Origin of the sequence: Paramesorhizobium endophyticum (genome assembly GCF_014640615.1) — a bacterium.
GTDB lineage: Bacteria > Pseudomonadota > Alphaproteobacteria > Rhizobiales > Rhizobiaceae > Paramesorhizobium > Paramesorhizobium endophyticum.
This window is the reverse complement of sequence record NZ_BMHH01000034.1, coordinates 1-22,678: the sequence shown is the minus strand read 5'-3', so window position 1 is coordinate 22,678 and position 22,678 is coordinate 1. Positions and strand designations below refer to the sequence as shown.

Annotated in this window: 20 protein-coding genes and 1 pseudogene; 16 read left to right on the top strand and 5 right to left on the bottom strand. The window is 63.0% G+C overall.

The features are described from left to right. Nucleotides 1-468 precede the first annotated feature (468 nt). A complete protein-coding gene (locus tag IEX53_RS22185) occupies nt 469-1,332 on the bottom strand; it encodes an AraC family transcriptional regulator (protein ID WP_188826355.1) in 864 nt (287 codons plus the stop codon). A gap of 165 nt (nt 1,333-1,497) precedes the next feature. Here IEX53_RS22185 and IEX53_RS22180 point away from each other — a divergent pair, with 165 nt between their 5' ends. The 11 genes and pseudogenes from IEX53_RS22180 (at nt 1,498) to curA (ending at nt 13,118) form a co-directional block, all read left to right on the top strand. Beyond that, nucleotides 1,498-2,568 (top strand): aldo/keto reductase, encoded by a 1,071-nt coding sequence (locus IEX53_RS22180; RefSeq protein WP_188826354.1) that lies wholly within the window; start codon nt 1,498-1,500, stop codon nt 2,566-2,568. A gap of 503 nt (nt 2,569-3,071) precedes the next feature. Next, nucleotides 3,072-4,028 (top strand): ArdC family protein, encoded by a 957-nt coding sequence (locus IEX53_RS22175; RefSeq protein WP_188826353.1) that lies wholly within the window; start codon nt 3,072-3,074, stop codon nt 4,026-4,028. Between the two features lie 180 nt (nt 4,029-4,208). Then, nucleotides 4,209-6,383 carry a ParB/RepB/Spo0J family partition protein gene (locus IEX53_RS22170; protein WP_188826352.1) on the top strand — a complete coding sequence of 725 codons (2,175 nt, stop codon included), beginning with the start codon at nt 4,209-4,211 and terminating at the stop codon, nt 6,381-6,383. Nucleotides 6,384-6,482: 99 nt separating this feature from the next. Further along, nucleotides 6,483-6,737, top strand: a complete 255-nt coding sequence (locus tag IEX53_RS22165; protein ID WP_188826351.1) for a DUF6117 family protein — start codon at nt 6,483-6,485, stop codon at nt 6,735-6,737. 145 nt (nt 6,738-6,882) lie between these two features. Continuing rightward, nucleotides 6,883-7,311: an antirestriction protein gene (locus IEX53_RS22160; protein WP_188826350.1), complete on the top strand. Its 429-nt coding sequence runs from the start codon at nt 6,883-6,885 to the stop codon at nt 7,309-7,311. 275 nt (nt 7,312-7,586) lie between these two features. Then, complete coding sequence (locus tag IEX53_RS22155; protein WP_373288711.1) at nt 7,587-7,964, top strand: MarR family winged helix-turn-helix transcriptional regulator; 378 nt, start codon at nt 7,587-7,589, stop codon at nt 7,962-7,964. Between the two features lie 46 nt (nt 7,965-8,010). After that, on the top strand, nt 8,011-9,324 hold the full coding sequence (locus tag IEX53_RS22150; protein WP_236016325.1) for an MFS transporter: 1,314 nt from the start codon (nt 8,011-8,013) through the stop codon (nt 9,322-9,324). A 25-nt stretch (nt 9,325-9,349) separates the two neighbouring features. Then, nucleotides 9,350-10,357 carry an aldo/keto reductase gene (locus IEX53_RS22145; RefSeq protein ID WP_188826348.1) on the top strand — a complete coding sequence of 336 codons (1,008 nt, stop codon included), beginning with the start codon at nt 9,350-9,352 and terminating at the stop codon, nt 10,355-10,357. 35 nt (nt 10,358-10,392) lie between these two features. After that, nucleotides 10,393-11,576, top strand: a pseudogene (locus IEX53_RS22140) (thiolase family protein). A gap of 23 nt (nt 11,577-11,599) precedes the next feature. Then, nucleotides 11,600-12,004, top strand: a complete 405-nt coding sequence (locus IEX53_RS22135) for a tautomerase family protein (RefSeq protein ID WP_188826347.1) — start codon at nt 11,600-11,602, stop codon at nt 12,002-12,004. A 76-nt stretch (nt 12,005-12,080) separates the two neighbouring features. Beyond that, on the top strand, nt 12,081-13,118 hold the full coding sequence (curA, locus tag IEX53_RS22130; protein WP_188826346.1) for an NADPH-dependent curcumin/dihydrocurcumin reductase: 1,038 nt from the start codon (nt 12,081-12,083) through the stop codon (nt 13,116-13,118). Here curA and IEX53_RS22125 read toward each other — a convergent pair. Genes IEX53_RS22125 through IEX53_RS22110 form a run of 4 tightly spaced genes read right to left on the bottom strand, consistent with a single transcriptional unit; the run spans nt 13,090 to nt 16,406 of the window. Further along, entirely contained in the window at nt 13,090-13,422 is a 333-nt protein-coding gene (locus tag IEX53_RS22125) for an alpha/beta fold hydrolase (RefSeq protein WP_373288710.1), read from the bottom strand. The two genes, curA and IEX53_RS22125, sit on opposite strands and share 29 nt — an antisense overlap. A gap of 28 nt (nt 13,423-13,450) precedes the next feature. Then, on the bottom strand, nt 13,451-14,452 hold the full coding sequence (locus tag IEX53_RS22120; RefSeq protein WP_188826345.1) for an NADP-dependent oxidoreductase: 1,002 nt from the start codon (nt 14,450-14,452) through the stop codon (nt 13,451-13,453). A 17-nt stretch (nt 14,453-14,469) separates the two neighbouring features. After that, nucleotides 14,470-15,564 carry an alkene reductase gene (locus IEX53_RS22115; protein WP_188826344.1) on the bottom strand — a complete coding sequence of 365 codons (1,095 nt, stop codon included), beginning with the start codon at nt 15,562-15,564 and terminating at the stop codon, nt 14,470-14,472. A gap of 53 nt (nt 15,565-15,617) precedes the next feature. Further along, on the bottom strand, nt 15,618-16,406 hold the full coding sequence (locus IEX53_RS22110; protein ID WP_188826356.1) for an SDR family NAD(P)-dependent oxidoreductase: 789 nt from the start codon (nt 16,404-16,406) through the stop codon (nt 15,618-15,620). A gap of 109 nt (nt 16,407-16,515) precedes the next feature. On the opposite strand from IEX53_RS22110, the gene IEX53_RS22105 reads away from it, so the two are divergent. The 5 genes from IEX53_RS22105 to IEX53_RS22085 all read left to right on the top strand — a co-directional run bounded on the left by IEX53_RS22105 (nt 16,516) and on the right by IEX53_RS22085 (nt 22,630). Further along, nucleotides 16,516-17,094 carry a TetR/AcrR family transcriptional regulator gene (locus tag IEX53_RS22105; RefSeq protein WP_188826343.1) on the top strand — a complete coding sequence of 193 codons (579 nt, stop codon included), beginning with the start codon at nt 16,516-16,518 and terminating at the stop codon, nt 17,092-17,094. After that, the gene (locus IEX53_RS22100; protein WP_188826342.1) at nt 17,091-17,552 is read left to right on the top strand and encodes a PaaI family thioesterase; all 462 of its coding nucleotides are present in this window, start codon (nt 17,091-17,093) and stop codon (nt 17,550-17,552) included. The genes IEX53_RS22105 and IEX53_RS22100 overlap by 4 nt, the downstream gene beginning before the upstream one ends. A 494-nt stretch (nt 17,553-18,046) precedes the next feature. Continuing rightward, complete coding sequence (locus IEX53_RS24205) at nt 18,047-20,824, top strand: strawberry notch-like NTP hydrolase domain-containing protein (RefSeq protein WP_188826341.1); 2,778 nt, start codon at nt 18,047-18,049, stop codon at nt 20,822-20,824. Between the two features lie 25 nt (nt 20,825-20,849). Then, the gene (locus tag IEX53_RS22090; RefSeq protein WP_188826340.1) at nt 20,850-21,584 is read left to right on the top strand and encodes a hypothetical protein; all 735 of its coding nucleotides are present in this window, start codon (nt 20,850-20,852) and stop codon (nt 21,582-21,584) included. Nucleotides 21,585-21,619: 35 nt separating this feature from the next. Beyond that, complete coding sequence (locus IEX53_RS22085; protein ID WP_188826339.1) at nt 21,620-22,630, top strand: hypothetical protein; 1,011 nt, start codon at nt 21,620-21,622, stop codon at nt 22,628-22,630. Nucleotides 22,631-22,678 lie beyond the last annotated feature (48 nt).

Here is a 22,678-nt window from a genome sequence, read left to right as displayed (position 1 = left end):
GCAGGAATGTGCCAACTACTTCAAATCCTGCGGATATGACCCCGAGTAAAGTGGACGCGCTCTAGCTGGGAGTTTTAGCCAAGAAGAGCTGAATAACGAAATCGAACGACGATGCCCCGCAGGAGACCAAGGTCACTTCGGTTTCGCCTTGAGATTCAGATTCACTGCGCTGCATTGGCAACGCAGTGAATCGGGCGGCCCCCCTCGCGGCGACACGTACAGCCATGATTGACAATCCTCGCACCGCAAACAATTCAGCAGTTCTTTGAATGCCGCTATCACGGGCTCGAAATCCTTTTCCCGAAGTTGGCCCACTCGTTGTAGGACGGGCGGCTTTCGAAGAAGCAGGTGGCGATAGCTGCCGTCACCATGCGTCGCCGTCTTTCCCGAAAACGATAATGTGTCGGGAAACTCGGTTAGATCGTCAGCGACAGGATTGACCGGCCGCACGCCTGATGTGCGGCCACATTAATCCCTGCTAGCCCGTAGCCTTCCAGCATCGCGCGCAGGTGGTGTGCCGAACATCCGCGTGTACTCCCGACTGAACTGCGACGCGCTTTCATATCCGACTGCAAATGCTGCGCTTGTCGCGTCGGTGTCGGCGAGCAGTAGCCGCCTCGCTTCCTGCAGGCGGAGAGTCTTCTGATATTGCAGTGGGCTCATGGCAGTGGCAGCTCGGAAATGGCGATGAAATGTTGCCACACTCATCCCGGCAATTTCCACCAGCTCTTCAATTCTGACAACGCGATCCAAGTTCGTGCGCAAATGGGCGATAGCATCCCGAACCTGTGAAATCCGGCTACCGGCTCGGGCTGCCTGGCGAAGCAGCGCTCCTTGCGGGCCTTGCAAAAGGCGAAAAAGAATCTCGCGCTCGATCAATGGCGCCAGCGTGTCGATTTCGTCTGGCGCATCGAACAACCGCAACATCCGTGACCAGGCATCGAGCAATTCAGGCGTCATAGCGCCCACCGCAAAAGCTATGGTATCTCCCTCGGCTTTGCCAGCTATGTCAACAACCAGATCCGAAAGGATATCCTGGTCGATCGCAAGCCGTACTGCGACGTAGGGCGCCTCGGGCAAATCCTCGATCGTGACGCGCGATGCCGGCACGTCAATCGAAGCGATGAAAAAATGATTGCTATCGTAGCGCAGCGTGCGGTCTCCAATGACCACTCGCTTGGTGCCTCGCAAGACGATGCCAAGCATCGGCTGATATAGAACCCCAACCGGCCAGCTCTCCTTCTGCGCGGCATGGAGGCTAACTCGCGGGATCGACGCTCCTTCCAATTGAGTGGCGTGGCGGTATGCCAGATCGGCGAGAGTTTCGTGCATGAAATCTATATAGATTTCATTGAGCGTCCGGGCAAGATTCCGCCGGGTTAAAACGGTCAGTGATCGGATCAGGCAAAAATCTGCGACAATCGGGCGCGAAGAAGCCGGGGGCAGGTGCCATAAAAGGGATACGCCTGCCCGTTTCGTTTCACTCAGGAGAGCCCCATGCGCTATAACATCCTCGGCCGCACCGGCCTGTTCGTTTCCGAACTCTGCCTCGGCACCATGACCTTCGGCGGCGGGAGCGGTATCTACAGCAGCATGGGCGGTCTACAGCAGAAAGAAGCTGACGGTCTGGTCAAGACCGCGATCGATGCCGGCATCAACTTCATCGATACGTCCGACGTCTATTCAAAAGGTCTTTCCGAACAGATCACGGGCCAAGCGTTGCGCAACGTCGGCATCGCACGGGAGGATGTGATCGTCGCCACCAAATTCTTCGGGCCTACGGGCGACGGCCCGAATGCGCGTGGCACGTCCCGCTCGCACATGCTCTACGCCCTGGAGGGCAGCCTCAAGCGCCTTCAGGTCGACCATATCGATCTTTACCAGATCCACGGCTTCGACCAGATCACGCCGATGGAGGAGACGCTGCGCGCGCTCGAAACGGTCGTCCAACAGGGCAAGGTCCGCTATATCGGCGTCTCCAATTGGGCCGCTTGGCAGATCGCAAAGGCGGTCGGTATTTCCAACCAGTTCAACCTGGCCCGCTTCGCTTCGCTTCAGGCACATTATACGATCGCCGGACGCGATCTGGAGCGTGAACTGGCGCCGATGATGGAATCCGAAGGCATCGGCCTGATGGTGTGGAGTCCGCTGGCGGGCGGTTTTCTGTCAGGCAAATATAGCCGCGACGGCGCTAAGGAAGGCGACAACCGCCGCGCCACCTTCGATTTCCCGCCGGTCAATGAGGAACGCGGCTACAACGTCATCGACGCGATGAAGCCGATCGCGGAAGCCAAGGGCGTCTCGATCGCCCAGATCGCACTCGCCTGGCTGCTCCACCAGAAGGCCGTCACCAGCGTAATCATCGGCGCCAAGAAGCCAGAGCAACTCGATGACAACATCGCCGCGACCAAGGTGGCGCTGACCGACGCCGAACTGAAAACACTCGATGAGGTCAGCAAGCTGCCCGCGGAATATCCCGGCTGGGTATTCGAGTTCCAGAGCAAGGTCCGTGGTGACCAGCTCAAGCAGGAACCGCGCGGGGGCCTGAGAGCGCCCGCTTCCAGTTAAGGCGGAGACAGTCGGCCCGCATCGGCGGGACCTCAGCTAGAGCGACCTGAAACGAGTCAGCCGCGGACGCCTTTGGCCGGGTGGCTTGGGCATAGGGTATGCCACGTGGAACACCCCTGCCTTCCTGATTGGGAACTCGCAGCGGCAAAACAGGGCCGGTGCCGAGAGCATTCCGATCAGGGCCGAAAGGGCTTTCCCAACACTTGTTCCCGATTGAATTTCCCGAAAGTGCCAATCGGACATGGAGAAGCGGGATGCGGGGACAGCCTGAACGGCCAGTTTCAGGATCACGCGCTGGTCGATCGAACAACGATAAGTGGGCGGAAGCAGCCAAAGCCATATGCCATAGAGCACGTTGAATCATTCGCTGCGTTCGCACGATTGGTCGGTTTTAGCACAGCCTGCCCCGCAACGCCCCAAGCAGAGTAAGAGTGCGGACGGGTTTGCCGTGACGGGTTGAGGGTCGGAGGAGAGGCTTCCGGCGCCCGTCGCGGAGAACCGCGATGTCCAGACATAATCGAAGCGTTCGCGCCGGCACAGACCGGGTGAACCTCTATGACGAAATCACCAACAAGATCATCGCAGAGCTGGAGGAAGGGCGTGTTCCATGGGTTCAGCCCTGGGGCACGTCTGCCGCGAAGGCGCCGCTCGGCCTGCCGAAAAACGCCGCTACCTCCCGCACCTACAGCGGCATCAACATCCTCCTTCTCTGGGGAGCCGTCATACAGCATGGCTTTCCCGGCCAGAGCTGGTTGACGTTTCGCCAGGCCCTGTCGCTTGGCGGCAATGTGATGAAGGGCGAGCGCGGTACCACCGTCGTCTATGCCGACCGCTTCATTCCCGACGACGAGAAGAAGCGCGCCCGCGAAATCGGCGAGGAAGCACGGGCAATCCCCTTCCTGAAGCGATTCACCGTGTTTAATACGGCGCAGTGCGAGGGTCTGCCGGACGATATCGCCACCGTCGCGCCGCCGCCACGCCTGATCGAACCGAAGGTAGAAGCCCTCATCAAGGCGACCGGCATCGACTTCCGTATAGGTGGCGACCGCGCCTTCTACGTCCCATCCCAGGATTATGTGATGGTCCCGCCCCCTCAGGCGTATTTCGAGCCCATCAACTGGCACCGCACGGCGCTGCACGAACTTGGTCACGCCAGTGGACATCACAGCCGGTTGAACCGCGATCTCACCGGCTCGTTCGGCTCCAAGAAATATGCCTTCGAAGAGATGATCGCCGAACAAATTTCAGCCTTCAGTTGCGCGGCTCTCGGCATCGTGCCGACCGTTCGCCACGCCGATTATATCGGCAGTTGGCTTGAGGTCATGCGCGAGGATTCCCGCGCTATCGTCCGTGCCGCCAGTCAGGCCAGCAAGGCGGCCGACTGGCTGCTGTCCTTCTTGGCCGACGAGGAGCAGTCCAACGGCAGGACCGAAACTATAGTCGACAGGAGGGCGGCATGATGCGCCCGCGAAGCCATCGGACCGCCTATGCAAAGCCGGAGATACGGACTTACGTCTTTCCGGCTTTGGGCTGCCTATCCGGTTTGGCAGCGGTGCCCGTAGAGGAAGAGGAAGGACGGGTTTTCGTGACGGGTTAGGGTCGAGAGAGAGGCTCTCGGCGCCCGTCGCGGAGAAACCACCATGGCCAAAGCTGCCAAGAAGAAGCCCGCCGTTCCGATGATCGTCTTCTCACGGGCGCGCGATATTCCGTTCAATCGGATCAGGCTGTCGGACAGCAATGTTCGCGAAACCGACGTCGAGGCCGGCCTCGACGAGCTCACCTCTGACATCGAGCGCCGCGAGGATCTCGTGCAGGGGCTCAATGTCCGCGCCGTCCTCGATGCCGACGGCAACGAGACCGGCGATTTCGAGACACCTGCGGGCGGACGCCGCTACAGATCGATCGCGCGGTTGGTCAAGACCGGCCGCTTCCCCGAAGAAGGACTTGTCCCCTGTATCGTCAAGAAGGCCGATGCAAAGACCTCGGCCGTCGATGACTCGCTCGCTGAGAACACCTTCCGGCTCGCGCTCCATCCGCTCGACCAGTTCAAGGCGTTCAAGCGCATGGTCGAGGGCGGTATGACCACCGAAGAGGTCGCCAGCGCATATTTCACCACCCAGCGCTATGTCGAGCAGCGCCTCGCGCTCGCCAAGGTCTCCCCGGTGCTGCACGAGGTCTATGCCCAGAACGGCATGACGCTGACGACGCTGGAAGCCTTCACCGCCCACCCGGATCATGGCCGCCAGGAGCAGGTCTGGGATGCCGTCAAACAGTCATACTACCGAGAGCCCTGGCGCATCCGTCAGATGCTGACCGAAACCAGCGTTCCTGCCTCCGACAAGCGCGCGCTCTTCGTCGGCATCGATGCCTATATGGAGGCGGGTGGCTCGTTGCTGCCGCGCTACCTCTTCGATGAAGACGGGGACGGCTGGCTGGAGGATGTGCCGCTTCTCGACCGGCTGGTCACCGAGAAGCTGAAGGCCGCCGCCGACGAGATCGCCACCGAGGGATGGAAGTGGATTGTTGTCGATACCAATCTTCCCTATGGCCATGATCATGGCCTTCGCGCCATCGTCGGCACCTCCGCCGATCTGACAGATGAGGACCGCGCCGCTCGCGATGTGCTGCGCGAGGAATATGATCGGCTCGAGACGGAATATGAAGGCGCTGACGAGCTGCCCGATAAAATCGATCAGCGTCTCGGCGAGATCGAGATGGCGCTCGAAGCCTTCGAGAAGCAGCCCATGATCTACGATCCTGCCGAGATTGCCATCGCTGGCGTCTTCGTCAGTATCGGTCGGAATGGCGAACTTGTCTTCGATCGCGGTTATGTCCGGCCCGAGGACGAGCCTCAGGTGGAGCCCAATGGCGGGGAGTCTGCGAACGTGGGCGTCACCAATGTCCATCCAACAGCGGCGACTGTCCAGCGCGCCGTCATCACCGTCGGCGGGCAGTCCGTTGAGTCGGAGGAAGACGAGGATGATAACGTCAAGCCGCTCCCCGATCGTCTAATCATGGAACTCACGGCCGAGCGGACGCTGGCTCTGCGCGACAAGCTCGCCAACGATCCCGGTGTCGCCTTCCTCGCCGTTCTGCACAAGTTCTGCCAGGATGTGTTCTACGGTGGCAGCCAGTATGGCTTTGCGATGGAAGTGGCGGTCCGCGGCACCTACTTTCAGGTTCAACCGGATGGTCTTCGCGATAGCATCTATGCGACGTCGATCGAAGCACGCCACGACGCATGGAAGCGCCGTCTCCCGACGAAGGTCGCAAATCTCTGGGATGCGCTTGTCGGACTAAACGGTGCCGAACAGGCTGAACTGTTCGCCCATTGCGCATCCTTCGGCGTCAACTCTCTCTACGAACGGGCGGATCGCTATGGCGGCGGCAGGATCTCGGCCCATGGTGTCGAGCAGCGCTTGTTCGAGGCCGATCGCCTGTCGCGGGCCGTCGGACTGGACATGGCCGAAGCAGGTTGGCGCCCGACGGTCACCAACTATCTCGGCCGCGTGACCAAGCCACGCATCTTGGAAGCGGTGCGCGAAGGCGCTGGCGAACGGGCGGCCGAGCTTATCGACCATCTGAAGAAGGGTGACATGGCGAAGGAGGCCGAGCGCCTTCTGGCGGATAGCGGCTGGCTGCCCGAGCCGCTGCGCCTTGCCGATCTGGATGCCGGCCAAGCCGCCGAAGGGAAGGTGGATGCCGAAAGCGACGATGATCCGCTGCCTGAATTCCTCACTACAGATGGTGACGAGGAAAGCTCGGACGATGACCCCATCGGCCAGGAACCGGAGCATCTGGTCGCCGCCGAGTAGGTCACATCAGCGGGGTGACTCCGGTCGCCCCGCTGCCTTTCATCTCTTTCATTCCCAGCCCGGCTCCGCGCCGGGCTTTCTCGTTTCAGGAGAGGACCAATGGCCATACCCGAACATGCCCGCCGGAACTTCAACACGCTCCTGCGTGCCGCACATGACGGCAATCTCGCCCTCATGGAGTGTCTCGATGCCGTCACCGGCCAGGCGCGCTACGTCTTGTGCGCGGTGGGACACGATGGCACCGACTATATGTTCACGCGCTTCGGCCATCTCGCGCCTGGAAACCCCTACGAGGCTTACTTGCCGCCAGATCCCAACGATCCGACCGGCTTCATGCCAAAAGGCGAGAAGTAAAAACCGGCAGGATCACGCTCGAGCGCGAAATCACAGGCGGGCTTTGCGTATCTAAGAGGAAGAGGGCCGCGGACCGGGATGGGTCCGGACGGGCGAGAGAGCGCTTTCCGGATCTTTCCCGTTTGCTCTCCGGAGAATAAGCCCCATGACGACACAAGCAACCACACCGCAACGTGCAACCCTTGCTCCGCAAGACCGACGCGAGAGGTTTTTGCCGACGCTGTTCGGAAATAGACTGCCGCTCCTGATTGTTGCCGAGAACGCGGTCTACACATTCATGCAGCAGCTCAGCCCGCGCGACTATGGCGGAGGCCTCTGGAATTTTTATGAGCACGAGGGCCAGCCGCTGTTCCTCGCTCCAACCTCGCGCCCGCGCTTCAGGATCGAGGGCGAGATCACGGAATATCGCGGGGAGGTTTCGGCGGAGACAGCCGGCATCATAGCCACCCTGTTCACCTTCTCGCATCTCTCCTTCCGATACGAGTCCGACCTTCTCGCGCGTGGTTACGGCCGGCTCTACACCTATTCGACCGGCCATCCGGAGGCGTCCGAGATATTCCAGGCCATTGACTGATTGACACGGAGCGTCCCGCTGCTGAACGGCGGGGCGCTTTTCTCGCGCAAGCCATGGCCATCATATAACGACGATGAGAGGAAAAGTGCGGCCGGTTTGGCCGTGAGGGACGAGATTAAGGCGATCCGATCGGTGTCGCGCCGGCGCCGGTAAGCAACACCGATGCCCTATGACGGCGGAGAGTGAATGGCCGACCGTTGTCATGGGCCGGTCGGCGGGTCGACATTCATCGAATGAGGGTATATACATGTATCATGTCACGCTGTTACTGCTCCATGCTGCGCTCAGCGACCCGAAGGATAGGCTCGGTCTACGATCGGGCGCTCGCGCCGCTTGGCATTAACATCGCCCAGTTCTCCCTGCTGCGAACCATCCAGCGTCGCCAGCCCGTGAGCTTGACGGAGCTGGCCCGGAGCGTCGAGCTGGATCGCTCGACGCTCGGGCGCAATGTTCGGGTCTTGGAGCGTCTCAGCTTGGCGGCGATGGACCGCGGAGAGGATGATCACCGGGAGGCCGCCGTGAAGCTCACAGCCTGTGGAGTCGAAATTCTCGAGAAGGCCGGTCCGCTCTGGGAGGACTGCCAACGCAAGATCGAGACCCAGCTCGGCCCCGTGAAGGTGACCGCCTTGCAAGAGATACTTCGTTCCGTCTGATTTTTTTTGCCCATAAACGGGCATATGCCCGTGTCTGGAGACGTTCGTGACAGGTCCAACGCCGCAATCCTCGCAATCATCTCCCCTGCCGGACCGTCTTGCCGCGCGCGGGGTCCATTACGGGTGGGTCGTCGTCGCCGTGACCTTCCTGACGATGATGGTGGCGGCGAGCGCGGTCGGTGCGCCGGGTGTTCTGATAGGCCCCTTGCAGAGGGAGTATGGCTGGACTGTCGCGGACATCTCGGCTGCCTTCGCGGTACGCTTCTTGCTGTTCGGCGCAGTCGGGCCTTTTGCTGCCGCGTTCCTTAATCGCTTTGGCGTCAAGCGTGTCTGCGTCTTCGCGCTTATTCTTATCGCTGCAGGCGTCGTTGGCTCCTTCGCCATGACCAGACTCTGGGAATTGTTCCTGCTTTGGGGTGTCGTGGTGGGCCTGGGCACCGGTTTCACCGCCATGGTACTCGGCGCGACAGTCGCTACCCGCTGGTTCGTAGCCCGCCGTGGGCTGGTAGTCGGCCTGCTGAGCGCCAGCGTCGCAACCGGCCAGGTGCTGTTCCTGCCGGCCTTCGCCGCGCTGTCCGAAGCCTGGGGATGGCGACTCGCCCTGGGGCTCCTTCTCGCCATGCTGGCGGTTGCAACGCTCCTCGTGCTGCTTCTGATGCGGGACCGGCCGGTGGATGTCGGTCTTCTGCCCTATGGCGCTACCGAGATGCAGGCCGAAACCTCGCACAACGCGTCTTGGGTTGACACCTTGATTGCGCCGATCCGCGTGCTCGGGGAGGCATCCCGGACCGGGACCTTCTGGATACTGTTCGGCACCTTTTTCATTTGCGGTGCCACGACGACAGGCTTGGTGCAAACCCATCTCGTCTCCATCTGTGGTGACTTCGGGATCGCTGCGGTGACGGCTGCGGGACTGCTGGCGGCCATCGGCGCGTTCAACTTCATCGGCACGATTGCTTCGGGCTGGTTGTCAGACCGCTTCGACAGCCGCTGGCTGCTGTTTTGGTACTATGGCCTGCGCGGGCTCTCGCTGCTCTATCTGCCCTTCACCGATTTCGGGCTCTACGAACTCACCCTGTTCACCGTCTTTTACGGTCTGGACTGGCTGGCGACCGTTCCGCCCACCGTCAAGCTGACGGCCGAAAGGTTCGGGCCCAGCGCCACCATCGTCTTCGGCTGGATTTTCTTCGGCCATCAAATCGGTTCTGCGGTCGCGGCTTATGGCACCGGCCTGACCCGCGACGTCTACGCCACCTACCTGCCGGCATTCTATATCGCTGGGCTCCTCTGCCTCATCGCCGCGCTGGGGGTCTTCGCGATCCGCCGCTCACGAAGTGGCGCCGAAACGCAGTTCGCCTGACCTCCAGAAACGAAAAGGCATCTCCATGGATTACACGACCTTCGGAACCACGGGCCTTCAGATCTCGCGGATCGCGCTCGGAACGGGCAACTTCGGGACCGGTTGGGGGCACGGCGCCGACCCCGACACGAGCAGGGCGATCTTTAACGCCTATGCCGAGGCCGGCGGCAACTTCATCGACACGGCGGATGTCTATCAATTCGGCCAGTCGGAAGAGATCCTGGGCGACCTGCTTCAGGGCTGGCGCGAGGACTTCGTGCTGGCTACGAAGTTCACCAGAGGCGATGCGCCGAACGCCGGCCGACTGGTCACCGGAAACAGCCGCAAGGCGATGGCGGCTTGCGTCGACGCCAGCCTGAAGAGGCTCAAGACGGATCGGATCGACATCTACTGGGTTCACTGGCCGGACAATGTGACGCCTGCCGAGGAGATCGTCCGCGGGTTCGAGGATCTCGCGCGTGCCGGCAAGATCCTCTATGCGGGCCTCTCCAACTTCCCGGCGTGGAGGCTGGCGCGCGCGGTCACGCTCGCGGAACTGACCCATGCGGTGCCGATCGCTGCGGCACAATTCGAGCACAGCCTCGTCCATCGCGAGCCCGAAACGGACCTGTTCCCTGCCTCGCAGGCGCTGGGCCTCGGAATCGTCACCTGGTCACCGCTCGGCGGCGGCATGCTGACCGGGAAATATCGGCAAGGCGAAAAGGGTCGCGCCGAAGGCTTCGGCGGCAAGGTTTTCCAGCCGGAGAACTCCGAGCAGCGCACGAAAATCCTGGACACGGTTCTGGCGATCGCCGGAGAGCACGGGGTCAGCGCCGACCAGATCGCGATTGCCTGGGCCGGCAGCCACGGCGCGGTCCCGATGATCGGACCGCGCTCCGTGGCGCAGCTTGCCAGCAATCTCGGCGCTCTCGCCGTCGCGCTCTCGGACGAGCAGATCGACCGCCTCGATGCCGTCAGCAGCCTCGACCCGGCCGCGTCGAAAAGGACGCCCGTGCCGACCGGCGCGCAAGGTGTCCGAGCTCCGGTGGCCTGACAGACACGAATTCCACTCCAATCGGGAGAAACCCCATGAGCACCACCGACATCATCCTCGCCCATCCGGTTCGCACCGCGATCGGCGCCTACAACGGCACTCTGAAGGGCGTGCCCGCCACGGAGCTCGGCGCGGTCGCCGTGCGGGAGACCCTTCGCCGGGCCGGGCTCTTAGGCGACGACATCGGCACGGTGGTCATGGGCAACGTCATCCAGGCCGGCAACCGGATGAATCCGGCAAGACAGGCGGCGCTCGGCGGCGGCCTGCCAGTGTCCGTGCCGGCGCTGACCGTCAACCGCGTCTGTGGCTCCGGCGCTCAGGCGATCCTGAGCGCCGCGCTGGAGATCGCCGCCGGCACGAGCCAGGCCGCCATCTCCGGCGGCATGGAGAACATGGACCGCGCGCCCTATCTCATGGACGGCGGGCGCTGGGGCTACCGCATGGGGCCCGCCCAGATCCTCGACAGCATGCTGACGGACGGGCTCAACGACGCCTTTTCCGGCGAGCATTCCGGCTGGCACACCGAAGACCTTGTCACACAGCTTCAGATCACGCGCGAGGCGCAGGACGCTTTCGCGGCGCGCTCCCAGCAGCGCTTCGGCGCGGCCAGGGATGCCGGAAGATTCTCGGATGAGATTGTGCCGTTCGAGATCAAGGGCCGCAAGGTACCGAGATCTTCGACACCGACGAAGCGCCGCGCCCCGATACGACGGCAGAGACGCTCGCCAGGCTGAAGCCGGCCTTCCGCAAGGACGGGACGATCACCGCCGGTAACGCGCCCGGCCTGAACAGCGCCGCCGCCGCGATGATCGTCGCCGAGCGCGGCTTTGCCGAGACCAAGGGCATCGAGCCGATCGCGCGCCTGGCGGGCTTCGGTGTCGCCGCCGTCGAGCCGGGCTTCTTCGGCCTCGGACCCGTTCCCGCCGTGCGCAAGGCGCTCGACCGCGCCGGCTGGACGCTCGGTGACATCGAGCGGATCGAGATCAACGAGGCCTTCGCGGCCGTGCCGCTCGCGATCATCAAGGAACTCAGGATACCCGAGGACATCGTCAATGTCGAAGGCGGCGCCGTCGCCCATGGGCACCCCATCGGCGCGACCGGCGCGATCCTGACCACGCGTCTCCTTTACTCCATGAAGCGTGACGGGCTGTCGAAGGGCATCGTCACGCTGTGCATCGGCGGCGGACAGGGCATCGCGCTCGCGCTCGAAGCGCTCTGATTCCGCAGCGAAAGGACCCAGCCATGCCCGTTTTCAACGCCCATATCCCCGCCGGCCGCTATTCCAGCGACCAGAAGCGCGCCCTTGCCGACGCGCTCAACCAGTCCCTCGTGCAGGGCCTCGGAATCCCGGAGGACGACCGCTTCGTCGTCCTGAGCGAGCACGGCCCCGACGAACTGTTCATCCACCCGACCTTCTTCGGCATGGAGCGCGATCCGACCAATGCGATGATCGTCACCGTCATGATTGGCGCGCATCGTCCCCTGGACGACAAGCGCAAGCTGACGGCCGCCATCAACCGGCTGGTCGTCGAAGCCGTCGGCATTTCGCCGGACGATATCTTCGTCACGCTCATCCCGATCCCGAACGAGAACTTTTCATTCGGCAGGGGGGAGCTTCAGTTGGCGGACGCAGCACCTCGCTGGTAGGCCGCCGAGCCGATACAATTCGCCAGGGACCGGTGCTGAGCCCGCCTTTGCCCGGCGCATAAGGGAGTTAGACCACATGACGACATCACCCTATCTCAATCGCCGGGTGCTCCTGGCTTCCCGGCCGGAGGGCGCGCCCACGCTTGAGAACTTCCGCTTCGAGGACCAGCCGGCGCCTGATCCGGCCGAAGGCGAAGTCCTGCTGAAAACCCTCTTTCTCTCGCTTGACCCGTATATGCGCGGCCGCATGAGCGCCGCGAAGTGCTACGCCAGACCGGTCGAAATCGGAGATGTAATGGAGGGCGGCACGGTCGCGCAGGTGCTTCAGTCCCGCCATCCCGACTTTGCCCCCGGCGATATCGTCCTCTCCTATTCCGGGTGGCAGAGTTTCTCGGTCTCCGACGGCAGCGGATTGCGAAAACTCGACCCGTCGCAGGCGCCCGTCACCACCGCACTTGGCGTCCTCGGCATGCCGGGCTTCACCGCCTACTCGGGGCTCCTGACGATCGGGCAGCCAAAGTCCGGCGAAACCGTCGTCGTCGCGGCAGCGAGCGGTCCGGTCGGCTCGCTCGTCGGGCAGATCGCCCGGATCAAGGGGGCGCGGGCCGTCGGCATTGCCGGCGGGCCCGATAAATGCGCCTTCGTGCGCGACGAACTCGGCTTCGACGCCGTGGTCGATCATCGCTCTGCGGACTTCGCCACGGAACTCGCGTCAGCCTGTCCCGACGGCATCGACGTCTATTTCGAGAATGTCGGCGGAAGGGTCTGGGATGGCGTCTTTCCGCTCCTCAAAGACTTCGCCCGCATTCCGGTCTGCGGCCTGATCGCTCAGTACAACCATGCCGGAGACAGCTTTCCCGGCCCCGACCGCCTGCCGGGGCTGATGCGCGCGATCCTGAGCAAGAGCCTCCTTCTGCGGGGCTTTATCCAGCGCGAGTTCGTCTCCCAGTATCCGGATTTCCTGCGCGACGTCTCCGCCTGGATCGCATCGGGTGAGGTTCGCTACCGGGAAGACATTGTCGACGGCCTCGACAACGCCCCGTCAGCCTTCATCGGCCTGCTCGACGGCCAAAACTTCGGGAAGCTCATTGTCCGGGTCGGTGACGATGAATGACGGCCGCCAAAGCCGCCGCGCGGATTGTGGCGATAGTGTCGCTCGCCATCTCAGCCACGCTGAGCGGCGCCGTACCGCCGGACGTTCCGATGCCGCGATAGTCGAGCGCATAGACCGGTCGATCCGCTGCCAGACCCTCGACGATCGGGGGATCGAAATTGTCGAGGTTCGCACCCCAGTGATTGAGCAGCACGACCGGCACGCCGGCGTCAGGCCCGAGGCGGCGATAGGCGAAGCGCGTGCTGGCTCCCTCGACGTGGTGAGTAGGTGTCGTCTTCCAGTCTGCGCTGCGGATATTGGCCATGGCGGTATCCTTGTTTCCGGATATCGCGTCACTTCAGCGTGACGACGACCTTCCCCTTGGCGCGACCTGTCTCGATATAGGCGAAGGCCTCGTTCAGCTTTTCGAAGGGGAAGACGCGATCGACCACCGGGCGGATCGTGCCGTCCTCGATCAGCTTCGCGATCCGATCGAGTTGCTCGCCGTCGGCGCGCATGAACAGGAACGAATAGTCGACACCTGCACGCTTCGCCTTGCGCCGGATACCCGCGCTCATCACGCGCAACACGAGCCGAAGCACCGCATTCAAACCCTGGGCCTGTGCGAAGGCTGGATCGGGTGGGCCGGAGATGGAGATCAGCTTGCCGCCGGGCTTCAGGACCTTCAGCGATTTTTCCAGGGTGCCGGCGTCGAGGCTGTTGAGGACGACGTCGTAGCCCGACAGCTCTTGTTCGAACCTTTGGCTGCGATAGTCGATGACGACATCCGCCCCCAGTTCCTTCAGCATCGCGACGTTGGCAGCACTCGCCGTCGTCGCGACCGTGGCGCCGAGATGCTTGGCGAGCTGGATGGCGAAAGTGCCGACACCGCCTGACCCGGCATGGATCAGCACCTTCTGTCCCGGCTTGATCTGCGCGCGCTCCACCAGAACCTGCCAGGCGGTCAGCCCGACCAGCGGGATCGACGCCGCTTCCGCCATCGACAGATTGGCAGGCTTTGGCGCGAGATCGGCTTCGTTGACGGCGATCCGCTCGGCAAAGGTGCCGATCCGCCCGTCGCGCGGACGAGCATAGACCGCGTCACCCGGCTTGAAGCGCCGTACCCTCGCGCCGATCGCGACGACCGTGCCGGCAAGCTCATGGCCAAGGACGAGCGGCGGCTTGTACGGAAGGACCGGCCTGAAGTCGCCGTTTCTGATCTTGGGGTCGAGCGGATTGAGGCCTGCCGCCTCGACCTCGACCAGCACGTCGTCGGGACCGGGCACGGGTTCGGGCATCTCGCCGAGACGGAGCGCCTGTTTCTTGCCATAGCGGTCGAGGATGAAGGCCTTCATGATGCTGCTCCTCCGGATCAGGCGGGAGCTGTGACGATGGCGGCCGGATAATCGGTGTAGCCCTCGGCGCCGCCGCCATAGATCGTGGCCGGGTTCATCTGGGCTAGTGGGGTGCCGGTTTTCAGCCGTTCGACCAGATCGGGATTGGCGATGAAGTGGTGGCCGAAGGCGAACAGGTCGGCCTTGTCCTCGGCGAGGCGGGACTTGGCCAGTTCGAGGTCGTAGCCGTTGTTGGCGATGTAGGCGTTGCGGAAGCGCTGTCGCAGCGCGTCGAAATCGAACGGCCTTGCATCGCGCGGGCCGCCTGTCGCGCCCTCGACGACGTGGATATAGGCGATGCCGAGACCGTCGAGCGCTTCGACGACGTGGTTGAATTGCGGCTGCTCATCACTCGCCGGCACGATGCCGCTGGCCGGCGACACCGGCGAAAGGCGGACACCCGTGCTCTGCGCGCCGATCTCGTTCGCCACGGCGGCTGTCACTTCGACCAGCAGCCGGGCGCGGTTCTCGATCGAACCGCCATAGGCGTCGGTGCGGACGTTGGCGGTCTCGCGCAGGAACTGGTCGAGCAGATAGCCGTTCGCGCCGTGCACCTCGACGCCGTCGAAACCGGCCTCGATCGCATTGGCGGCGGCCTTGCGGAAATCCTCGATGATGCTCGGTATCTCCTCCAGTTCCAGCGCACGCGGTTGCGACACATCGGCGAAACCGTTGTTCACGAACGTCTTGGTCTCGGCGCGGATCGCCGAGGGCGCGACCGGGGCTTCGCCGCCATGAAGGTCGACATGGCTGACGCGGCCGACATGCCAGAGCTGGACGAAGATGCGACCGCCCTTGGCATGAACCGCGTCGGTGACCTTGCGCCAACCCGTCACCTGTCCGGGCGTGTAGATGCCGGGCGTATTCTGGTAGCCTTGGGCCTGCTGAGAGACCTGTGTCGCCTCGGTGATGATGAGCCCGGCGCTCGCGCGCTGGGCGTAATATTCTGTGGCGAGCTCGCTTGGCACGAGGCCCGCGCCGGCGCGGTTGCGCGTCAGCGGCGCCATGACGATGCGGTTTGCCAGCGTGAGGCCACCAAGCTCGTAGGGGCTGAACAGGTCTGTATCGGTCATTGTCGCTGTCTCTCGTTCTGATGATCTGAATTCGGTCGTGATCTCGAGCGCTTCTAGGCATCCGCCAGGTAACGAGCGGCCGGCCGGGACTGTCCGAAGCCGGAGATCATCGATTGTCGGGCGGCTTCGAAGACCTCCCACTGTCCGACATCGTGCAGTGGCGGGATGGTGACGGCCTCGCGCCGGTCGAAGCCTGCCAGCGCCGCGTCCACCAGATCGTCCACTTCCATCACGGCCGGCAGCGTGTCGACGTCGACACCGGCGTGGCCCCAGATTTCGGTGCGGGTCGCCGCTGGAAGTACAGCCTGGACATAGACGCCCTGGGGTCCGAGTTGGAGGCTGAGCGCCTGGGAGAGATGCAGGACGAAGGCCTTGGTCGCACCATAGACCGGCATGCCGTATTCCGGCGCCAGGCCGACCGCAGAACCGATGTTCACGATCGCGCCTTCGCCTGCTGACGTAAGGCGCGGCGCTATGGCGTGCGCGAGCCGCACGAGGGCGGTCGTGTTGAGCGCTACGAGCCGGTCGATCTCGTCCGCTGACTGCTCGACGAACGTCCCCGCCAGACTCGTCCCGGCATTGTTGATGAGGATGCCGATCCGCGTGTCGTCGCGCAGCCGCGCCTCGACCGTTGCCCGCTCTTCCAGGTCAACAAGGTCCGCCGCAACGATGTCGATCTCGACGTTGGTCTCGCCTCGCAGGCGATTCGACAGGGATTCGAGGCGCGCTGTGTTGCGGGCGACCAGCACAAGGTCATGGCCGCGGCGCGCGAAGCGCTCGGCATAGGCCGCGCCGATGCCGGTGGAGGCGCCGGTGATGAGGACGGATGGTCTGGCAGTCATGGCATTGCCCTTTCGCGGCATTGAAACTATATTCATGACAATCATCATCAATGAACCTAAATATGATATCCATCATCAAAATGTCAATGCCGCACGGAGACCAACGGAAATGAAGGTGAGCCAGGAGCAGAAGGCGCAGAACCGCAGCCGCATCCTGACCGAGGCAGGACGCCTGTTCCGCGAGAAGGGATTTGATGCGGTGAGCGTCGCCGAAGTCATGCAGGCCGCAGGGATGACCCATGGCGGCTTCTACGGGCATTTCCGATCAAAGGACGATCTGGTCGCCCAGACCATCGCCCATGCCGTCGGCAGTCAATCAGCGACCGAGGATATCAACGCCTGGATCGACACCTATCTTTCAGAGCCCCATCGTGACCATCCGGATCTGGGCTGCCCGATGGCCGCCCTCGCGGGCTTCATGCGGCAACAGGCACCAGAGGCACGGGCATCCATGGCGCAGGTCCTCGCCTCACAGATCGGCACCCTCGCAGAGATCATGCCCGGCGAGGATCCCGCCAAGCGCCGCCGGGCGGCCATCGGCAGTTGGTCGGCGATGGTCGGCGCGCTCATCCTCGCCCGGTCGATTGATAACCCCGCGTTGTCAGACGAACTCTTGTCCGAGACCCGGGCATGGATCGACGAAACAAAGACGCCCAACCCGCCCCCGCAGAGAAGGCGCGCGGCATGAACATCCTCGAAAGCAACGATGGCCTCGACGGTCATGACCAGTTGGCCGCTCTCATGCAGGCCAATATCCAGCCGCCGATCGGCGAGACGCTGGAGTTTGCTCTTGTCGAGATGGAGCGCGGACGCGTGGTGTTCGAAGGATCACCGTCTCGCAAGGTCTTCAATCCGATCGGATCGGTGCATGGCGGCTACGCGGCGACGCTGCTCGACAGCGCCTGCGGCTGCGCCGTGCATTCGAGCCTTCCGGCGGGCCAGGGCTACACGACGCTCGAACTGAAAGTGGCTTATCACCGCGCCTTGAGCGAGAAGAGCGGGCCGGTTAGGGCCGAGGGAAAGCTGGTCTCGCTCGGCCGGCGCGTTGCCTTCTCCGAAGCGCGGCTCATCGACTCGGAAGGACGGCTCTGCGCGTCCGCAACCTCGACGCTGCTCGTTTTCCCGGTCGATCCGCCCGCTGCTTAACCGCGGGCCGGATAGTCAGCGGTGAGTGAAAGCTGTTGCGCCGAGTAATCGCGCGGTGGTGCCGTATCATTTGGGCCGGCAGGCCCATCTTGAACTCGTTCTCGATCGGCGCCACTTTTGCGATCAGCTGCACGCGGCTCAGTTCGCGTTGGCGGCGGCGCTCGGACTCGGTCGTATCCTTCTCATCTGAATTGGCGCCCGTGACCGCCGCCTGACCTTGACAATGAACCCCGGTATCGTCGTATCCAGGAGTTCGTAATGGCGCTCCTGCGGGATTGCGGTGTCGACAGCGCTCTTTGTGAGCCTGGATGCAATGTTGGCCATCGCTTCGGCTAATTCCTCTCCAGCGCCCGGCTTTCCAGCCGGGCGCTTTTTTCATGTAGGCTATACCTATGCTTTGAGAGTGAGAGGCCTGCCGGGACGGGTTGAGCCCGGGCGGTCAAGAGAGAGCGCTGACCGGGCTCTCCCGTTGCTGCTCTCCTGAGGTTTCTCTCATGAACATCACGTTGCCCGTGGCCGCTTCGGACGCGCCCATTGCCCATGCGCCTGCCATCATCGCGGCCTCCCATCACCTCCTCGGCCATCTCGAACGCGGCGAGCGCGTCGATGCCACCGTCCTGCGCTCAGCCATGGAAGCGACCTTCGGTGCGTCCGATTCCAGTGGCGCTTGGAATTGGAAAGCGGCCTACGACGCCTGCGAGGCGACAACCGTCCTCTTCCTGCGCAAATACGGAAAGGCGCTTTTCCGCAAAGCCGGTTCTCCGGCTGCACGGCTTTCCGCTTTGGCGAAAACCGCCACCCTTCTCCCGACGCATACGCGCCGCTCCGAGGAAGCCCAGACCTTCCAGCAATTCTCCACGCCGATTCCCCTTGGCCTGGCCGCTGCGACCGCCGCCGCCATCACCCCGGCCGACCGCGTGCTGGAGCCTTCGGCCGGCACCGGCCTGCTCGCCATCTTTGCCGAGATCGCCGGCGGCTCCCTCATGCTCAATGAGCTGGCCGATATGCGCGCTGGTCTTCTTTCTTCCCTCTTTCCAGCCATTTCCGTCACCCGCTTCGATGCCGCCCAGATCGATGACCATCTCGATCCGTCGATGGTGCCGAGCGTCGTGCTGATGAACCCGCCATTTTCCGTGATGGCGAATGTCGAGGGCCGCGTCGCGGACGCTGCGTTCCGCCATGTCGCGTCGGCGCTGGCACGCCTTACTCCCGGTGGGCGACTGGTGACGATCACGGGCGCCAGCTTCGCACCTGACCATCCCACTTGGTCGTCGGCCTTCGCCCGTCTGCAGGAACATGGCCGCATCGTCTTCTCCGCCGCGATCCACGGCTCGGTCTATGCCAAGCACGGCACGACCATCGACACGCGTCTCACCGTGATCGACAAGCTACCTGCCGGCGATCCGACTGCGTTCCCGGCTTCACCCGGCATTGCGCCGGACGTCGCTACGCTCATGAGCTGGCTCGACGAGCATCTGCCTGCACGACTTCCCATCGATTCTTCCGTCGCAGTTCCCGTTGTGGCGGCGTCCATGCCCCGCAGCGTGCGCGGCTATCTGAACCGCGCCGCCAGATCCGCTCCGGCCGCGCTGATCGCGGAACCCGAGGGCCTGCCGCTCGCCTATGAGACTATCGATTGGCGGGCCGGCGAAGCGGGGCGGCTCTCCGACGCCATCTATGAGGAATACGGACTTCAGGCGATCCGCATTTCCGGGTCTCAGGCCCATCCGACCCAGCTCGTGCAATCGGCGGCCATGGCCAGTGTCGCGCCGCCGAAGCCGAGCTATCGGCCGCGGCTTCCCGCCAATGTCCACGAACTGCTCTCCGACGCGCAGCTTGAGACCGTGATCTATGCCGGCGAGGCGCATTCCGACTATCTCGCCGGATCGTGGAGGATCGACGACACCTTCGATGTCGTCACCGCTGCCCGTGACGATGCGAAAGACGCCGTCCGCTTCCGCCGTGGCTTCATGATCGGCGACGGCACCGGCGTCGGCAAGGGCCGCCAGTCCGCCGCTGTCATTCTCGACAATTGGTGCCAGGGCCGTCGCAAGGCGGCCACCGCCAAGCGCGAACTTGATCAGGAAACAGAGAAAGCGTTTAAGGCTGCGACAGCCGCGGCGAAAGATGCGGAAACGGCGCGCGCGCGAATTGATCGCGAACTCCAGGCGGCGAAGAAGAAACTCGAAAGTTTCGCGCAGTCGATCGGTACAGCCGCTGAACTCGAGCGACTTGCCGGCGAGGTCGCCCGCCTTTCGCCGATTGCATTCGATCTCGCTCAGCGCCTGGCCTACGCCGAGGCCGAAGCGACCGAACTGGAACGTCTCGCGACCGCAGATGAGCGAGCAGTGCGTGATCTGCGCGAGAACATCGTCGCTACGCAATTCTTCAACGGCCTGCAGCCTGTTTGTTGCCCACGCTGCGAGACGCGCGTCTCAAGCGAGCGGCTGAAGCGCGAAAGCGCTGATCTAAGCTGTTCACTCTGCGCCGAGGAGATCCCGATCAACGAGATGGAAGGCGCGAGCGACGGGCTGGACGCGATCGAACAGCGCTTCGCGGCCGCAAAAACTGCCGCTGGTCGCTCACGGGCCAATGCAAAGGCGCTTGATGAGCAATCGAGGGCTAGCAGTGCCGAGTTGGAGAAGGCACGCTTGGCACTCACCAACGCGGCGACGAGCGCCACGTTCGAACAGCGCCGCGAGGCGGAACTCGAGGTCGCGCGGTTGGAGGGAGCTCTGAAGGAGCGCCAAGCTCCCGCCACACCGGTTACCGTTTCTCCCGATGTAGCGCTTGTCAGCGCGGCCCATGCAGAGGCAGAAAAGGCTTATATCGCTGGTCGCGGCGACATCCTTGAGCGCCTAGATACCGAGATTCTTGCGCTGGGGCAGCGGCTTGGCGTGCAGATGCTTGAGAAGGTCAAGCTTAACACCAACGCCTCGCTCCTTCTTACCAAGGGTGGCGAGCCTACCAGCTTCAGCAAGGTGACGGCGGGCGAGCGGCTGCGGTTGCGGATAGCGACTGCGGTGGCTCTGCTTCGGGTCGGACAGGAACGGGGCCTTGGTCGCCATCCCGGCCTCCTGATCGTAGATTCCCCTGCTGCTGAAGAAGTAAGCCCGGATGACCTGACTGCCGTACTGAGTGAGCTTCAGGCGATTGCGCATGAAACCGACGGACTGCAGATCATCATCGGAAGCGCCAATGCCAGCGCTATTGTGGATCAGCTCGGCGAACAATGGTGCCGGTCCGCGAAGGGAAACGATTACCTATGGTAGTGCGTCCAACATGGCGCCTCTCGGCATGAGCGCGCTTGATCTTCTCGAGGCGCGTCTGGCTAATAGCCAGCCGATCACGATCGACGATCTTGGTGGTGTGGATGAAATCCTCGCCGATGCTGATCGGCTTCATGCAGCGCCTTTCCTGGACGTTCTCGCAGACATGATCAGTTCGGCCCCTCCCGCCGACGGCGCGCTGCTGCATGATTTCCTGGTCAGCGGCTTCGATGTGGCACGCGATCCGCAATCTTTCCGCGATGCGATCGACCGGCTCATCAGGAGCACGACGCTGCGTGCGGCCATGATGCAGGCAGTCGTCGCGATTTTCACGCGGCGAGTTCGAGAACGCGGGAGCGACCGTGAGACGCTGATTGCGGCCTATGCGCTCGAAGGCCTCTTTCGTCTCGCGCTAGAGGGCGATGTGAACCGTCACCGGCCCCTGCTCGAACTGGCCGAGGTCGCGTCCGATGTGCCGGGTGCCTTCGCCCGGCATGTCGCGAAGATTGGCGGGGCCGCCTTCCATGCCTGGGGCGATGATGATCTGCTGACGATGCTTCATCGGTTACTTGATAATCCGGAAGCAGAAGGAGAAGCGGCGTTCGAGCTCGGCCGCGCGCATCTGGCACGCGCGCTCGATGGCAAAGATTTGGCAGCAATCTTGGGCGGCTTGGACACAGCGCGTCTGCTTTTCGAGCGGGCACGCGAGGCTGATGATGATCGGTCGGACGCACGCGCGTATATAGATCGGCGATTGATCTAGTGCTCGGCTTTGCGGCGAACCGGAGTGGCGCTGAGATGCAGGAGACACTGGCTGATCTGGTGACCGCCGCGCGAGATCGTGCAGCAGTGCTGCGTACCGGCCACGTGGCACCATGGCTCGCGCCCCGTCAGGACGTGGATATTGAATGGTTCGAACTTGCGCGTACGGTCCAACGCGCGGCAGACGATCTTGCCCGTCCGAGTTGGGTTAATGCCGCCGCGACCATGGATCGTATCCTCGCAGTCTATGACGCAAGCTGCGCCATCGCTCACGGAGACGGTCTGCAGTATGTGCTGCGCCCGAGGATCGAGGCTTCTTTCCTACGCGAACGCGGCCTCACGGCCCATCTCGATGATCTATTGAATGAAGGGCAATGGCCCGATGCACAGCGGGCGATCGCTCAGAATCTTCGCGCCGGATTGGATCAGACTTACCACGCGGGTGCCGAACCGGGAAAAGCAAGGGAGAATGAGCAATATCCGCTGCTCGCGCGCATTCTCCCCGAAAGTGCCTTGATCGAGCAGATTCCTTCCGACATGGCACGATCGCTGGAGTTGGGGCTCGCCTGCCACGCCGCACGTAGCCGCGTGCTAACCAATCCTGTCCTGCAACGGGTGCTGGCGTCGTTGCGTGATCAGCTTTCCGCCAGCACCGAATATACAGGGGACGTCCAAGAGGCGTTCGACGCCGTGCTCCAACAAATTCTGATGTTCTGCAGTGACAGGCAGAATGCCGAGATTCGCGATCTCGGCGCGCGCGGCGCCTATTTGCGCGCCCGAGATCCGAGCGAGGCCGATCTCCAGTCTGATCTGCGCGACTTCCTGAAGGGCAACCTTGTAGGCGCGGAGGTGCTGTCCGAGGTACGAGGTATCGCGACCGGGCGAACAGATCTCTACATCAGTCTGGGTGGTCCGGCGTTCGTTATCGAGCTCAAGAAGCATGAGGGTGAGTTTTCACCCGAAGCCGCCAAGCGCTATCGGGCGCAGTCAACCAGTTACCAGGCGACCAATGTCCGACTCGGATTTCTAGGGCGTGTCGTCATTTGAGAATACATTTCCTGAGGATTTCCAAATCAGCTTTTCAGTGATTCATAA